The 14,814-nt window shown below is 72.4% G+C and carries 15 protein-coding genes; 9 read left to right on the forward strand and 6 right to left on the reverse strand.

Annotated features, from left to right (window positions below):
* The first annotated feature begins 155 nt into the window (after positions 1–155).
* From ACMXN5_RS29415 to ACMXN5_RS29425, 3 genes are all read left to right on the forward strand, one after another.
* The gene (locus tag ACMXN5_RS29415) at positions 156–1,841 is read left to right on the forward strand and encodes an ABC-F family ATP-binding cassette domain-containing protein (RefSeq protein WP_439677781.1); all 1,686 of its coding nucleotides are present in this window, start codon (positions 156–158) and stop codon (positions 1,839–1,841) included.
* Positions 1,842–1,966: 125 nt separating this feature from the next.
* Positions 1,967–2,545: a S1 RNA-binding domain-containing protein gene (locus ACMXN5_RS29420; protein ID WP_439677782.1), complete on the forward strand. Its 579-nt coding sequence runs from the start codon at positions 1,967–1,969 to the stop codon at positions 2,543–2,545.
* Positions 2,546–2,677: 132 nt separating this feature from the next.
* On the forward strand, positions 2,678–3,193 hold the full coding sequence (locus tag ACMXN5_RS29425; protein WP_439677783.1) for a DUF6228 family protein: 516 nt from the start codon (positions 2,678–2,680) through the stop codon (positions 3,191–3,193).
* A gap of 51 nt (positions 3,194–3,244) precedes the next feature.
* Here ACMXN5_RS29425 and ACMXN5_RS29430 read toward each other — a convergent pair whose 3' ends face one another.
* Both ACMXN5_RS29430 and ACMXN5_RS29435 read right to left on the reverse strand, forming a co-directional pair.
* The gene (locus ACMXN5_RS29430) at positions 3,245–4,237 is read right to left on the reverse strand and encodes an asparaginase (RefSeq protein WP_439677784.1); all 993 of its coding nucleotides are present in this window, start codon (positions 4,235–4,237) and stop codon (positions 3,245–3,247) included.
* 259 nt (positions 4,238–4,496) lie between these two features.
* Positions 4,497–6,263 (reverse strand): VWA domain-containing protein, encoded by a 1,767-nt coding sequence (locus ACMXN5_RS29435; protein WP_439677785.1) that lies wholly within the window; start codon positions 6,261–6,263, stop codon positions 4,497–4,499.
* Between the two features lie 111 nt (positions 6,264–6,374).
* Between ACMXN5_RS29435 and ACMXN5_RS29440 the strand changes: the two genes are divergently transcribed.
* Together ACMXN5_RS29440 and ACMXN5_RS29445 are read left to right on the forward strand one after the other, a co-directional pair.
* Complete coding sequence (locus tag ACMXN5_RS29440) at positions 6,375–6,890, forward strand: NUDIX domain-containing protein (protein ID WP_439677786.1); 516 nt, start codon at positions 6,375–6,377, stop codon at positions 6,888–6,890.
* 124 nt (positions 6,891–7,014) lie between these two features.
* Positions 7,015–7,812: an exodeoxyribonuclease III gene (locus ACMXN5_RS29445; RefSeq protein WP_380028773.1), complete on the forward strand. Its 798-nt coding sequence runs from the start codon at positions 7,015–7,017 to the stop codon at positions 7,810–7,812.
* Between the two features lie 83 nt (positions 7,813–7,895).
* Here ACMXN5_RS29445 and ACMXN5_RS29450 read toward each other — a convergent pair whose 3' ends face one another.
* On the reverse strand, positions 7,896–8,852 hold the full coding sequence (locus ACMXN5_RS29450) for a helix-turn-helix transcriptional regulator (protein ID WP_439677787.1): 957 nt from the start codon (positions 8,850–8,852) through the stop codon (positions 7,896–7,898).
* 101 nt (positions 8,853–8,953) lie between these two features.
* Between ACMXN5_RS29450 and ACMXN5_RS29455 the strand changes: the two genes are divergently transcribed.
* Positions 8,954–10,330: an MFS transporter gene (locus ACMXN5_RS29455; RefSeq protein ID WP_439677788.1), complete on the forward strand. Its 1,377-nt coding sequence runs from the start codon at positions 8,954–8,956 to the stop codon at positions 10,328–10,330.
* 63 nt (positions 10,331–10,393) lie between these two features.
* On the opposite strand, the gene ACMXN5_RS29460 is transcribed toward ACMXN5_RS29455, so the two are convergent.
* Entirely contained in the window at positions 10,394–10,765 is a 372-nt protein-coding gene (locus ACMXN5_RS29460) for a winged helix-turn-helix transcriptional regulator (protein ID WP_439677789.1), read from the reverse strand.
* Between the two features lie 106 nt (positions 10,766–10,871).
* Here ACMXN5_RS29460 and ACMXN5_RS29465 point away from each other — a divergent pair, with 106 nt between their 5' ends.
* Positions 10,872–11,501, forward strand: coding sequence for an NADPH-dependent F420 reductase (locus ACMXN5_RS29465; RefSeq protein WP_439677790.1), 630 nt, complete (start codon positions 10,872–10,874; stop codon positions 11,499–11,501).
* Between the two features lie 105 nt (positions 11,502–11,606).
* Positions 11,607–12,797, forward strand: a complete 1,191-nt coding sequence (locus ACMXN5_RS29470; RefSeq protein ID WP_439678114.1) for an amidohydrolase family protein — start codon at positions 11,607–11,609, stop codon at positions 12,795–12,797.
* Positions 12,798–12,829: 32 nt separating this feature from the next.
* Here the strand turns inward: ACMXN5_RS29470 and ACMXN5_RS29475 are convergent, their stop codons facing one another.
* Both ACMXN5_RS29475 and ACMXN5_RS29480 read right to left on the reverse strand, forming a co-directional pair.
* A complete protein-coding gene (locus ACMXN5_RS29475; protein ID WP_439677791.1) occupies positions 12,830–13,213 on the reverse strand; it encodes a DUF488 domain-containing protein in 384 nt (127 codons plus the stop codon).
* Positions 13,214–13,324: 111 nt separating this feature from the next.
* Entirely contained in the window at positions 13,325–13,960 is a 636-nt protein-coding gene (locus ACMXN5_RS29480) for an NAD(P)-dependent oxidoreductase (protein WP_439677792.1), read from the reverse strand.
* 112 nt (positions 13,961–14,072) lie between these two features.
* Here ACMXN5_RS29480 and ACMXN5_RS29485 point away from each other — a divergent pair, with 112 nt between their 5' ends.
* Positions 14,073–14,759 carry a TetR/AcrR family transcriptional regulator gene (locus ACMXN5_RS29485; RefSeq protein WP_395790337.1) on the forward strand — a complete coding sequence of 229 codons (687 nt, stop codon included), beginning with the start codon at positions 14,073–14,075 and terminating at the stop codon, positions 14,757–14,759.
* The last annotated feature ends 55 nt before the right edge of the window (positions 14,760–14,814 follow it).

Genomic DNA, 14,814 nt, shown 5'->3' on the forward strand with positions numbered 1-14,814 from the left:
GCGCGGCCCAGAGGCGCCACGGTGGTGACGGAGCCCGAAATGTATTGGCCCGTCCGGCGCCGAGCCGGTAGTAAGGGATGTCACCCCGGATCCACTCCGACCGCTCACCCCCGACCGCTCCACCCCGACCGCAGGACGAAGGACGCGCGCACGCCATGGGCTACATCGATGTCAACGCCATCTCATTCACCTTGCCGGATGGACGTGTGCTGCTCGATGACGTGAGCTTCCGGGTCGGCGACGGCAGCACCGTGGCGCTGATCGGCGCGAACGGCGCGGGCAAGACCACGCTGCTGCGGATCATCACGGGTGAGCTGAAACCGGACGGCGGCGCGGTGGCCCGCACGGGCGGGCTCGGCATCATGCCGCAGTTCGTCGGGCGGATCCGGGACGCGTCCACCGTGCGCGACCTGCTGGTCTCGCTGGCCCCGCCGCGGATCCGCGACGCGATGCGCGCCGTCGACGACGCCGAACTCGCGCTGATGGAGCACGACGACGAGAAGCACCAGATGCGCTACGCCGGCGCGCTGGCCGAGTTCGGGGACGCCGGCGGCTACGACATCGAGCCGGCGTGGGACCAGTGTTGCCAGGCGGCGCTCGGCACGACCTACGACATCGCGAAGTGGCGCGAGGTGCGCACGCTGTCCGGCGGCGAGCAGAAGCGGCTGGCCCTGGAGGCGCTGCTGCGCGGGCCGGACCAGGTGCTGATCCTCGACGAGCCGGACAACTACCTCGACGTACCCGGCAAGCGCTGGCTGGAGCAGTCGCTGCGGGACAGCCAGAAGTCGGTCCTGCTGGTCTCGCACGACCGCGAACTGCTCGCCCGCGCGGCCGACCGCATCGTCACGATCGAACTCGGCGCGGCGGGCAACACGGTGTGGATCCACGGGGGTTCGTTCGCCACCTACCACGAGGCCCGGCGCGCGCGGTTCGAGCGCTTCGAGGAGTTGGGCCGCAGGTGGGACGAAGAGCACGCCAAGCTCAAGGCGTTGGTCCTGATGTATAAGACCAAGGCGGCGTACAACGACGGCCTGGCCTCGCGGTTGCAGGCGGCCCGGACCCGACTGCGCAAGTTCGAGGAGATCGGCCCGCCGCAGAACATCCCGCGCGAGCAGGACGTGAAGATGCGGTTGCGCGGATCGCGCACCGGCAAGCGTGCGGTGGTCGCGGAAGCACTGGAACTGACCGGCCTGATGCAGCCGTTCGACACGGAGATCTGGTACGGCGACCGGGTGGCGGTGCTCGGCTCGAACGGCTCGGGCAAGTCGCACTTCCTGCGACTCCTCGCGGCCGGCGGCACAGACCCGGAGGCCGAGCACGAACCGGTCGGCGACACGGTGATCGCGCCGGTCGCACACACGGGTCGGGCCCGGCTCGGCGCGCGGGTGCGACCCGGGTGGTTCGCGCAGACGCACGACCATCCGGAGTTCGCGGGCAAGACCCTGGTCGACATCCTCGGCCGGGGCGACGAACATCGCAGCGGCCTGGGCCGGGAGGGCGCGGCCAGGGTGCTCGACCGGTACGAGCTGGCCTATGGCGCGGAGCAGCCGTTCGACACCCTGTCCGGCGGCCAACAGGCCCGATTCCAGGTGCTGTTGCTCGAACTCTCCGGTGCCAACCTGCTGCTGCTCGACGAGCCGACGGACAACCTGGACCTGGTCTCGGCCGAGGCCCTCCAGGACGCCTTGGAGGCATTCGACGGCACGGTCCTGGCCGTCACCCACGACCGCTGGTTCGCCTCGTCGTTCGACCGCTTCATGGTCTTCGGCCAAGACGGCCGAGTCCGCGAAACCGACGGCCCGGTATGGGACGAGGGCCGCGTGGAACGCGCCCGGACCTGAGTCGAAAAGTAAACCAAGTCCCGGGGCGGGCAAGGGAGTTCGCGGCCCGCCCCGGTCGACGGTGGACGAATCGTGCCTGCTGGGGGTACGGTCCCGGACGTGATGATTCCCTGCGAGCCCGGTAGATGACGGGCCACAACCGAGAAGAAATCAGTGAAGCAGCCCGGCTCCACGTCCTGCGCGGTCTGCGTCGGGGCGAGATCAGGACCGGCATCGTTTCCGCGATCGTGAACTTCGGCGTCTTCGTCGACATCGGCGGAGTGGACGGCTTGATCAGCGTCGCCGAACTCTCCTGGAAGCACTTTTCCCATCCCTCGGAGCTCGCCTCGGTCGGCGACGAACTCAGCGTCGAAATCCTGGACGTCGACCTCGACCGACAACGCGTCTCCCTGTCGCTGAAGGCACTCCTGCCCGACCCGTGGCAAGAGTTCGCGGCAACCCACACCAGAGGCCGGACCCTGTCGGGGACGGTCACCAAGGTGGTCCCGTTCGGCGCGTTCGTACGCATCGCCGACGGCATCGAGGGTCTGCTGCACAACGCGGAACTCCCGGAGAACGCGGCCGATTCGCCGGAGTCCATCCGCCGCGAAGGCGACGTGTTGCGGGTGGAAATCCTGGACATGGACCTGGTCCGCCGCCGCGTCGCGCTGACGCTGCCCGCGGCCTCCGGCCCGCCGCCGGCAGGTGATGCACAACCCCGGTGACCCGCGTGGGCGCGGCGGTCCGCAGGTCGGGACCGCCGCGCCCACGCGGCGCGGGGGCAAGGTCCCCGTCCGGGTCGGGCTTCGGGGTAACCGGAATGACGGGGGCGGGTGGTCTGCCCTACGGTTCGGCGGATGCATCCCCACTTCGACGCGGCGAATGAAACGAACGAGCCGAACGAGTCGAGCGCCGCGCGCGACGTGGTTGTTCGGTGTGCCGACGACCGGGATACCCGGATATGTCTTCGGGACGCGTTCAGTCCGGACGACGAGGTCGCCGTCGCGCACTCCCCGGCGTCGCGACTGGTGAACTACACCGTCGAGTTGTGTGGGCCGGGGCTGGCCGCCCGCCTGGAGCGGGTGGTGGGTTGGAGTGGTGAGGCGACCGAGATCGACGGCTTTCTGACCGACCTCGCCCGGGACTTCGGGGGGTGGGACGGTGAGCGGACCTGGCGTACGGACGATCGGGATCTGACCGTCAAGGCGGTGTTCCGGTCGGGGGGCCGGGTGGAACTCACCTGGGAACTGCGTCCGTGGCGGAGCGCCGACGGCCGGTGGACGGCCTCGGCGACGACGGTGTTGGCGGCGGGGGAGCAGTTGTCGGTGCTGGCGGCCGACGTCAGGCACTTCCTTGCCGGCGCGGGAGGGTGACGGCGCCGCACTCGGCCGATACGGGCCGTCCGTCCCTCGTGCCCGCCCCGCTCAGCCGTGCTCGGCGAAGGCCGCCGTGATCGTCGAGTGGTCCGCGCCCGATGCGAGGAGCAGGCGCAGCAGTACGCGGGCCTTGTACGGGTCGAGCAGGCCGCCGTCGAGCAGGCCGCGGCGTTGAAGGTCGGTCTCCGAACCGATCGCGCCGTAGGTGTGGCGCAGCACGGGGCCGGCCCCCGTGCGCGAGGTCAGCACGACCGGGATGTGTTCGGCGAGCGCACCCAGCGTCGGGGCGAGCGCCGACGAGACGTGGCCGACGCCGAATCCGGCCACCACCAGCCCGCGATGGCTGCCCGGGAGGCCCGCGAGCAGCGCGCCGTCGTCGTCGAACGTGGCCGGGTACAGCGCCACGCGGGCCTCGGCCAGCGCATCGGCCGAGGGCGTCGGCAGCGGGCTGTGTCGCGGGGGAGCGGTCAGGATCCGGACCCGCTCCTCGACCACCCGGCCCAGCGGCCCGGTGTCGGGCGAGGCGAATGCGCTCGTGCTGCTGCTGTGCGTCTTGCGGACCCGGCGCGCGGCGTGGATCTCGTCGCCCAGGACCACCAACGCGCCGAGCCCGCGCGCCGGTTCGGCCGCCGCGACCCGCACGGCGGCGAGCAGGTTGGCCGGCCCGTCGGGGCCCGCCAGGGTCGGGTTGCGCATCGCCCCGGTAAGGACGAACGGCTCCGGGTGCGGCCACACGAGGTCGACCAGGTAGGCGGTCTCCTCCAGGGTGTCGGTGCCCTGGGTGACCACGATGCCCGCCGCGCCCTCGGCGACCGCGCGCGATCCGGCGGCGACCACGTCGAGGATCCGGGCGAAGGTCAGGTCGGCGCTGGGTACGGCCCGGACGTCCGCTACGTGCAACCGCACGCCCGACTCGGTCAGGCCGGGGACGGCGGCGGTCAGGTCGGCGCCGGTGAGCCGGTTCACCACCGGGCCGGTGGCGGACCCGTCGGTGCCCGCCATGGCGATCGTGCCCCCGAGTGTGAACAGCGCGACGTGCATCGGTCGGACCTTCCCGTGGATCACTGCGATGGACCCCGACACGGTATCCGCCCGCGCCGAGGAGCGGCCCGACTCGCCGGATCGCCCGTCGGCGGAGGTCTCGGCGATCGGGGGCACACGTGAAACGACCCCGAGGGACGTATGTCCACTCGGGGTCGCCGGGTGCTTCTCGGTGCCGTCGTGCGACGGTGCCGCTCCTCGGGCCGGATTCGACATCGTGCGGTCGGGCCGGCCTGCGGGTCGGGGGTCATCGCCGCCGTCACCGGGTGAGCAGCTGCAGGTTCCGACGCATGCGCAGCGACTCGATCGCCGCGGCGCTCTGTACCGCCTCCTGCTGCACCCGCTCGGCCCGACGGGCCTTGGCGGCGGCGCGCCGGCTGCGCAGGGCCGCCACGACCATCCGGTCCCGACCGGCGACGGCGAGAAGCTCCTGCTGACGGTTCTTGTAAAGCTCGTACTCGATCACTGTGTCCACCTTCTGCTGTTTCGACCCGGTCTCCCCGGCTCGTGGTAACAGCTTCGCGCCCCAGTGGGGGTCGGGGCATGAGGCGGATGCCGCATCTATCCGGGGATCCGTCGCCCCCCGGATGCCTAAGCCGATCCGAGCCGGCCTAAGCCGACGTAAGGCGGTCCAAGGTCTCCTAAGGTCCTCTAAGGGGGGTCCGCCGGGACACCTACGACAACGCCCTGACCTGGGCGAACGCGAGGCGGACAACACCGCCGGCCGTGGTCGGCGAATAAGGCCCCGGCTCCGGGCCGCGGCGAGCCATTGCGGGTACTGGCCCACCAGTCGCTCGAAGAGTTCGTCGTCGCTCAGGCTGTTCAGGTCGGCGACCGTGAAATAGGCCGTGTTGTCGAGGAAGCGGCCGGACAGGTCGTCCAATTCGGCCAGGAACTCGAACTCGTCCGGCTCGCCGATCGCCATGAACTGCCAGAACACCGGCTCGTAACCGGAGGAGCGGATGTGCTCGCGGGCCGCGTCCTCCTCGCTCGTCGCGCCGTCCGTCACGAACATCACGAACACCGGCGGCTCGGGCGGCGCGGCCGCGGGCAGCGGTGTCGACCGTGGTTCGCCGGAGCCGAAGTAGTACTCCCGCACCGCGCGCATCGCCTCGCCGTAGTCGGTCCACGGGCCCACGTCGGCCTCGGCGTACACGGTCGCCACCCGCCCCCGATAGTTGTCGAGGTCCATGCCGCCGAACCGCCGGGCGAAGGCCGCGAACGGGAACACGTCCACCTCGCCGTCGTCGTCGAAGCGCAGGGCCAGCGACAACACCCGCTCGGCCAGCGCCTGTACCTGGCCGCTCTCGTACATCTCGTCCATCGAGATGGACATGTCCAAAACCAGCGCGACGCGCGCGGTGTGCTCGGCCAGGCCGTGCTTCTCCAGACCGATCGCGGCCTTCTTGGTCAGCGAGAGCAGCGTGTCGTGGCCGTCGCGGGCGAGCCGCTTCTCCATCGAGATCAGGCGCTGCTTCTTGAGGTCGACCACGGGCGCCGAAGGTTCCTCCGCGGCCACGCTGATCCCGAAGTCCGTGGCCAGGCCCGCCAGTCCGGAGTCGTAGCCCTGCCCGACCGCGCGAAACCGCCACCCGCCGGCCCGCCGGTACACCTCGCCGAACACGAACGCCGTCTCCGTCGTGGCGTCGTCGATGTCGAACGAGACCACCGAGGCGCCGGTGGCCGCGTCGGTCAGCTCCAGCCGCAAGCCCGGCACCCGGCCGAACGTGCCGCCGTCCGCCGAGGCCGCCAGGATCACCGCTGCCAGGTCGTCGGGCGCCCGGTCCAGGTCGAGGGCCACGGTGTCGGAGCCGGGCCGTTTGCCCCGATGGCCGACCGCGCCCGAGGGGTGGGCCGGCTGGTTGTAGAAGACCATGTCCGCGTCGCCGCCCACCCGGCGTTCGCCGTTCAGGAGCAGCGCCGACACGTCGACGTCCGGCACGCCCGGACCCGGTCGCCAGCTGAGGGTGGCGTGCAGATTCCCGGTCGACAGCGGGGCGTTCGCTCCCTTGGCGAGCTTCGTCATGCCCTCACCGTGCCACAGCGCCCGAGCTGCGGTGCGGTTCGCGCGAGTTCGGTACGGGCGGACCAGGACGCCGCCGGCACTCGCCGGGAAGCGGTCCGCCAGGATGGGCCCATGGCGTCGATCGTGTTGGCATCGCTCACCGTGGGCTGGATCCCCGTCGCGCATCGCATGGAACTGCTGCGCTGCGACGAGGTGCCCGCCGGCTACACCGTGACCACCGGCTTCGTGTTCGCCGTGGACGCGCTGGGACGTACGTTGCTCACCCGCGTCGACCGGCCGGGGCGCGGCTGGGAGGTGCCGGGTGGACACCTGGATCCGGGCGAGACGCCGGCCCTGGCGGCGGCACGGGAGCTCGCCGAGGAGACGGGGCTGCGCCTGGACGCGGACCGGTTGACGCTGCTCGGCGGCCAGCGGATCACCCTGTCGGACCCGCCGCCGGCCGGCTACCGGTATCCGGCCCGGGCGTTCCAGGCCTTCCACGCGGTGCGGCTGCCGGACCCGGGCGCGCCCACCCGCCCGGAGTCGGGCTCGGAGTGCGGGGCGGCCGAGTGGGTCGGGCGGGTCGAGGTCGCCGCCCGCTGTCCGGGCGCCGCCTGGCTGCCGCTGCACGCGACGTTGTTCGGCTGACCGGGGGCCGCCGCGCCCGACGGCCGGCCGGGCCCACCCCACCCCGCCCCCGCGCCGCGTCCGACGGCCGGTCCCGGCCTACCCCCCGCCGCACCCCCCGGTCGAAACGGGCTAATCTGCACCGATGATCACCGTCTCCACCGCCAACGTGAACGGGCTGCGGGCCGCGGCCGGTAAGGGCTTCACCGAGTGGCTGGGCGCCACCGAGGCCGATGTGGTGTGCCTCCAAGAGGTACGGGCCACGCCCGACCAGCTCAGCGACGAGGTCCGCGACCCCGAGGGCTGGTACGCCTACTACGCGCCCGCCACCGCCAAGGGCCGGGCCGGCGTCGCGGTGTACAGCCGGATCCGGCCGAGCGCGGTCCGGATCGGCTTCGGGTCGGCTGAGTTCGACGCGTCCGGGCGGTGGATCGAGGTCGACCTGCCCAAGGTGACCGTGGCCAGCCTGTACCTGCCCACCGGCGAGGCGGAGACGCCGAAGCAGGAGGAGAAGAACCGGTTCATGGCCGACCTGCTCGCGCACCTGAAGGTGATGCGCGCGACGGCCGCGATCGGCGGGCGCGAGTCGCTGGTGTGCGGGGACTGGAACATCGCGCACACCGAGCACGACATCAAGAACTGGAAGGGCAACGTCAAGAAGTCCGGGTTCCTGCCCGAGGAGCGGGCCTGGCTCACCGACCTGTTCGGCGCGGCCGACTGGCACGACGTGGTCCGCCGGATCCACCCCGAGGGCCCCGGGCCGTACTCGTGGTGGTCGTACCGGGGCAAGGCGTTCGACACCGACGCCGGCTGGCGGATCGACTACCACGTCGCGACCCCGGAACTGGCCGACGTGGCGCTCACGGCGGTGACCGAGCGGGCGGACAGCTACGACGCGCGCTGGTCCGATCACGCGCCGGTGACGGTGGCGTACGACATCTGAGCGGGGGTCCCCACGGCATCCACCCGGGCCGGCCCCACGGCATTCGCGCGGGCCTGCCCGTTGACGTCCGCGCGGACCGGCCCCTACGACATCCGCGCCGGCTCCGGGATCGGGTCCGGGCCCGTGCCGGGTGCGTTCGGCGTGCCGTGGCGCGTTTCGCGGCGCCGCCGCACGGCCTTCGTATGGCATTCGTCGCAGCACCAGGGCGTGACCGGCATCGCCATCAACTCGGCCAGCCGGGCGCGGGTCGTGTCGTCGGCCGGGGTGTAGACCATCATCCGGGTCTCCGGGACGTTCAACTGCAACCGGGTGGCCGAGAGATCCAGCCGGCCCACCGCGACATGCAGGAGCCGCTTGATGTGCCGACTGCCCGAATTGACCTCGCGGCGAGCCCACAATCGGGCGAACTCCGGGCTGGCGTCGGTCAGTCGGCTGACGAACGACTCCCACTCCGGCTCACCGACGTGCCGGGCGAACGCGGTCTGCAACTCGGCGACCATGCGCGGTTCCTCGAAGGCCCGGTCGATGAACGGATTGCACGTCTCCCGCGACGTGAACGTGGCCCAGATCGCGTTGCGCTCCCCGATCGGCATGTCGGCCAGGCTCGGAAACAGCCTGGAGTACGCGCCGTTCCAGGCCAACACGTCGTAGCGGGCGTTGTACACCGCCGCCGGATGCGGGACCAGCGTGTCCAGGATCTCCTGGATCTCCGCCGGCAGCGTCGCCCCCGGCGGCGGCGCGACCTCCCAGGGCACCTGCGCGAGGCGGTACAGGTGGGTGCGCTCGGCCGGGTCCAGACCCAGGGTGCGCGCGACCGCGTCCAGCACCTGGACGCTCGCGTTGATCGGCCGACCCTGTTCGAGCCAGGTGTACCAGGTCACCCCCACCCCGGCGAGCAGCGCCACCTCCTCGCGGCGCAGCCCCGGCGTGCGTCGGCGCAGGCCCGGGGGCAGGCCGACCTCCTCCGGGGTGCGGCGCTCGCGCCGACTGCGCAGGAATGCGCCCAACTCGGTGCGCCGGCTGGCGGTGTTGGTGCTCATGCGGCCATCCTCGCCGCTCTCCCGCCGGGCTGCCAGGTGCTCTCGGTACCAGGATCGACAGGCTCTCGGCAACAGGATCGCCGCCCCCGCACGCTCCTTGCATGACCACGACAACAGCCGCGCCGGCCACGGCACGGCGCGCCCATCCGCTCCTGCTGACGGCGTTGCTCACCGCACAGTTCATGGCCCTGCTCGACACGTCGGTCGTCAACGTCGCCGGCCCCACCATCCGTACCGATCTGGACACCAGCGGCGCGGGTCTGCAACTGGTCGTCTCCGGCTACACCATCGTCTACGCGATGCTCATCGTCACCGGCTCCCGGCTCGGCGGACGGCTCGGTTTCCGCCGGGTCTTCGGCGTCGGCCTGGTCGTCTTCACCGCCGCGTCGCTGGCGTGCGGACTCGCCTGGGACGACACGTCGCTGATCGCGGCCCGCGCCGTCCAGGGCGGCGGCGCCGCGCTGATGGTGCCCCAGGTGCTCAATCTGATCCAGGCGACCTACGCCGGGGCCGACCGGGCCCGGGCGATGGGGCGCTATGCCGCGACCATCGCCGGCGGCATGGTCGCCGGGCAGGTGCTCGGCGGACTCCTGGTCAGCGCCGACCTGTTCGGGCTGTCCTGGCGGCCGGTGTTCCTGATCAACATCCCGGTCGGGATCGTGCTGTACGTGCTTGCGCGGCGGGTGCTGCCCGACGGCGGGATCCCCTCGGCGCGCGGACTGGACCTGCCCGGACTGGCCCTGCTCGCCCCCGCCCTGCTGGCCCTGGTCGTCCCGCTGGTGATGGGGCACGAGTTGGACTGGCCGACCTGGGGGTGGGTGAGCCTGGCCGGCTGCGTCGTGTTGTTCGTGCTGTTCGGATTCGTCGAACGGCGCGCGTCGCATCCGCTGATCCCGGCGTCGTTGTTGCGGGTGCCCGGGGTGCTGCCGGGGGCGGTGACGCTGCTGCTCGCGATGACGGCGTTCGGCGGGTTGATGTTCTCCACCGCGCTGTACGTCCAGGGCGGCCTGGGCTACTCGGCGCTGGAGGCGGGGTTGACCTTCATCCCGGCCTCGCTGGTGTTCGCGACGGTGTCGCTGCGCTGGCAGGTGTTGCCCGCCGCGTGGCATCCGCGGTTGCCGATGATCGGGATGCCGATCGGCGCGCTCGGCTTCGCGGCCAACGCGTGGACGTTCCGCACCGGGCAACCACTGCCGGTACTGCTGGCCACGATGGCGGCGGGCAGCTTCGGTCTTGGCGTGGCGTACGCCCCGGTGATGACGTTGGCGCTGCGTCGGGTGCCGCTGCCGCAGGCGTCGGACGCGTCCGGCTTGATGGTGACGATGATCCAGCTCGGCCAGGTGCTCGGGGTGGCCGTGTTCGGCACGCTGTACCTGTCGGTCGGCGGCGACTTCCACCACGCGGGCGAGGTGACGGCGCTGTGGATCGCGGCGACGGTGTTGGTCACCACCGTGCCGGCGGCGCGCCTGCGTCGGTGAGGTTCGGGGGGCCGCGGGGGTGCCCTCCGGTGTTCGTCGACGAGGTCGGGGCCGCGGCGGGTGCTATCCGGTGTTCGCCGCGGCCTCCGCCGCGTCCTGGGCGGCCAGGACGCGGTGGCCGTATTCGAGGGACCACGCGCCCAGCGCCCGGAACGGGACCAGGAGGGATTCGCCGAGGTCGGTCAGCGCGTACTCGACGCGCGGTGGCGCCTCGGCGTAGGTACGGCGCTCGACCAGGCCGTGGTATTCGAGCCGGCGCAACGTCTCGGTGAGCACCTTCGCGCTGATCCCGCCGATCCGCGCGGCCAGCGCGCCCGGCCGCCTCGGGCCGTCGGCCAGCGCGTAGACGACCACGCTGTTCCAGCGGTTGGTGAGCAGGTCGAAGGCGACGCGGGCGCGGCAGTCGGCGACGTACTCGCCTTCGTGCTCGGTCATGGCACCCATTCTCACCCGGCCGTCACTTACCGAACGGTGTGCATCGGCGCGCCTAGCGTCGTGGAGTCGGAAAGGCACACGTCGTAGGTCGTATGGGGAGAGCGCGATGCGAATCGGAATATTGGGCGCGGGCAACATGGCGGCGGCGCTGGGGGCCAAGTGGGTCGGGGCCGGGCACGACGTGCTGATCGGGGCCCGGTCGGCGGAGCGGGCCGGGGTGCTCGCCGAGCGGATCGGGGCGCGGGCGGGCACGTTCGCCGAGGCCGCCGGGCACGGGGAGGCGGTGCTGGTGGCGGTCGGGCACGCGGCGGTCGGGGAGGTGGTCCCGCCGCTGGCGCCGAGCCTGGTCGGCAAGGCCCTCCTCGACTGCTCGAACCCGATCGTGCCCGGACCGGGCGGCCTGATGTTGACCACGGACGGCGGCCCGGCGGCGGCCGAGGCGCTCGCGGCGGCGGCCCCCCGGGCGCACGTGGTCAAGGCGTTCCACCTGGGCGCGGCCGAGGTGTGGGCGGGCCCGCACGCCACCGGCCTCGGCGTACCGCTGTGCGGCGACGACCCGACGGCACTGGCCGTGGTACACACCCTGGTCGCCGACATCGGATCGGTACCGCTGCCGGTCGGCGGCCTGGACCGGGCGGGCTACCTGGAGGCGACCGCGGCGATCGTGATCGGCATGTGGTTCGCGGGCCAGGACCCGAGGACGATGTTGCCACTGCCGGAGAACGCCCACGGGTAGGCCGGTCCCGTGCCTCCCGGTCGGTGTTCCGGTCTCTTCGGCCGTGTCCCGGACAGGGCCTAGGGTTTGCCGTGTCAGGGATCGGCCCGAAGGGACGTGAACGACATGCTGGTGATCCGAGCCGCACGCGCCTTCGACGGCGAACACGCACTGCCCGGGCCGGTATCGGTCTTCGTAGCGGACGGCCGGATCGTCGGCCTGGAGCCGGGCGAGGCCCACGTGCCGGACGGCTGGGAGGTGGTCGACCACCCCACGGCGACCATCCTTCCCGGCCTGTTCGACCTGCACAGCCACCTCGGCGGCGACGGTCGTGACGGCGCGCTCGACCGGTTGCCCGAGTACTCCGCCACCGAACTCGACGCCGTGATCGAGGACTCGCTCCGGCGTGAACTGGCCGTCGGGGTGACCGTGGTGCGTGATCTCGGCGACCGCGACTGGTCGGTGCTGCGCCGGCGCGATCGGGCGCCGGGCGGGCGGGCCGTGCCGACGATCCTGGCCGCGGGGCCGCCGATCACCAGTGCCGGGGGCCACTGTTGGCGATTCGGTACCCAGGCCGGCGGGCCGGAGCAACTGCGCGCGGCGGTGCGCGAGCGGGCCGAGCGCGGGGCGGACGTGGTCAAGGTGATGGGCAGCGGCGGCACGATGACGCCGGGCACCGATCTGATGCACTGTCAGTTCACCGAGGCGGAGCTGCGCCTGATCGTGGACGAGGCACACGCCGCCGGCTTGCCGGTGACGGTGCACGCGCACAACCTGCCCGCCGTCGAACAGGCCCTCGCCGCGCACGCCGACGGGATCGAGCACCTGACCTGCCTGACCGAGCAGGGCGTGCGGATCTCCGACGACCTGCTGGACCGACTCGCGGCTCGGGGCATCCCCGTGTGCCCCACGCTCGGAACCGACCCCGACGCGCTCCCGCCGCCGGCGGCACGGGAGTTGCTGGAGCGCATCGGAGCGACCCGGGAGGTCCGGCTCGCCCACGTGGCCCGCACCCACCGCGCCGGGGTCCGCATCGTCTCCGGAGCGGACTCGGGAATCAGCGCCGCCAAGCCGCACGGAAGCCTGCCGGCGGCTGTCGCCGACCTGGTCTCCGGCGGCGTCACGGCGACCGACGCCCTCGCGTCCGCCACCTCCCTCGCCGCCGACGCGGTGGGCCTCGGCACCCGCAAGGGCCGCCTCCGCGCGGGCCACGACGCCGACCTGCTGCTGTGCGAGGGCGACCCCGTCAGGCACATCGGGGCACTCACCGCCGTCACGGCGGTCATGGTGGGCGGGACCTGGGCGGACCTGGCTTAGGACTTGCAGACCTTTCAGGTCTTTCAGGTCTTTCAGATCTTTTCGGTCAGGTATGCGATCAGGACCGGGACGTGGCTGTGGGATGGATCGCGGACGGCGGTGAGCAGGGTTACCCGCCCGGTGCCGGCTCGGGTCAGTAGCGCGGTGCGGGCGGATTCGGCTGCCGGGGAGTCGAGTTCGGCGCGGTAGCGGGCGCCGAACTCGGCCTCGGTGAGACTGCCGCCGTGCAGCGCGCGGCGCAGCTCGGTGGACGGGGTCAACTCCTTGGCCCAGTCGTCGAGCTCGGCGTCGGCCTTGGTGATTCCGCGCGGCCACAGGCGGTCGACCAGGACCCGCAGGCCGTCGTCCGAGTCGACGGGGTCGTAGACGCGGCGGACGCTGATGGTGGGTCCGCCGGCCGTGGTGCGCTGGGCCATGGTGGCTGCCTCCGGGTGGGGGTCGGTGCCGGATGCCCCCGTGTACCCCGCCGCCGGGTGGTCCCACCATCGGGCCGCGCGTGCGCTCGCGTGTGCGTGTTCGGCGCGGGTTCAGTACGCGATGCCGACCGGTTGGCGGTAGGTCGCCGGGTCGTCGATGACCGCGAGCATCGCGTGTGCCACGTCGGCTCGGGCGATCGTGGCGCCGCGTGGCACGCTGCCGCCGATCTGCGTGCGGTACACGCCGGTGACGGCCGCCTTGGTCAGCTTCGGCGGTCGCATCGCGGTCCAGTCGGTGTCGCTGCGGGCGAGTTCGGCCTCCACCGCCGCCAGGTCCGCGTATACGTCCTTGAGCATCGAGCGCAGGATCGGGATCAGGCCCTTGCGGACGAGGATCGAGTCCTCGGACGGTGTCGGGCCCACCGGCGCGGCGCTGATCGTCACCAGGCGCCGCACGCCCGTGTCGGCCATCGCGGTGATGATCGCGGCGGTCGCGGCGGCGGCGATCCCGGTGGCCTTGCGGTTGCGCGGGCCGATGCCGGAGAGCACCGCGTCGTGCCCGTCGATCGCCTCGCGCAGCTCGGCCGGATTCGTCACGTCGGCCCGGACGACGTCGATGTTCGGGTGTTCGAAGTCGGGCCGGGACGGCGCCCGCACCACGGCCGTGATCTTGTGTCCGGCTGCTGCGGCCTGCCGCAGGACGTGTCCGCCGGTGGTGCCCGTCGCGCCGAGAACGGTGAGCCTCATGTGTTGCCTCCCAAGGTGGGTGAGTGTTCACTCACCCCTCCATGGTGAATACTTGCTCACCACTACGTCAAGCCCGGCCCGGACCGCCCACGACGAACGGACGACCGCCCCGATGCACCACTCGCCCCACTCGGGCGCGGACCGGCAGGCGCCGGCGCCCACCCGGCAGCGCATCGTCGACGCCGCCGAGCATCTGATGCGTACGCTCGGTCTGGCGCGGACCACCACGAAGGAGATCGCGCGCGCCGCCGGGTGCTCGGAGGCCGCGCTGTACAAGCACTTCACCGGCAAGGAGGAACTGTTCGTCGCGGTCCTCCAGGAGCGGCTGCCGCCACTGGGGCCGCTGCTCGCGCAACTCTCCGGCGAGGCGGTCGAGTCGGGCGAGGCGGGCGGTACGGGCGAGTCCGGAGCGGGTGCGGACGTGGCCGGCGGCGACGTGGAGCGGCGGTTGGCGGCGATCGTGCGCCGCGCCGTGGAGTTCTACGAGGAGAGCATGCCGATCGCCTCGTCCCTGTTCGCCGAACCCGCGCTGCTGCACCGGCACCGCGAGGCGCTGCGCGGCATCGGCGCCGGTCCGCAGGTACCGTTGCGCATGCTCGCCGACTACCTCGCGGTGGAGCGCGATCGGGGCCGGATCGCGCCCGATGCCGACCCCGACGCGGCCGCCGCGCTGCTCCTGGGCGCGTGCTACCAGCGGGCGTTCCTGCGGCACTTCATGGGCGTCGAGGACGGCCCGCCCGTGGCCGAATTCGCCGCGAGCACCGCCCGCACGCTGATGCGCGGCATCGCCCGCACCTGATGTCGGCGCGGGCTGCGACACTCCGGGCAGCGGAGGTGCGCCCGCGATGTCGGCC

This window comes from Embleya australiensis, assembly GCF_051903075.1.
Classification (GTDB): domain Bacteria; phylum Actinomycetota; class Actinomycetes; order Streptomycetales; family Streptomycetaceae; genus Embleya.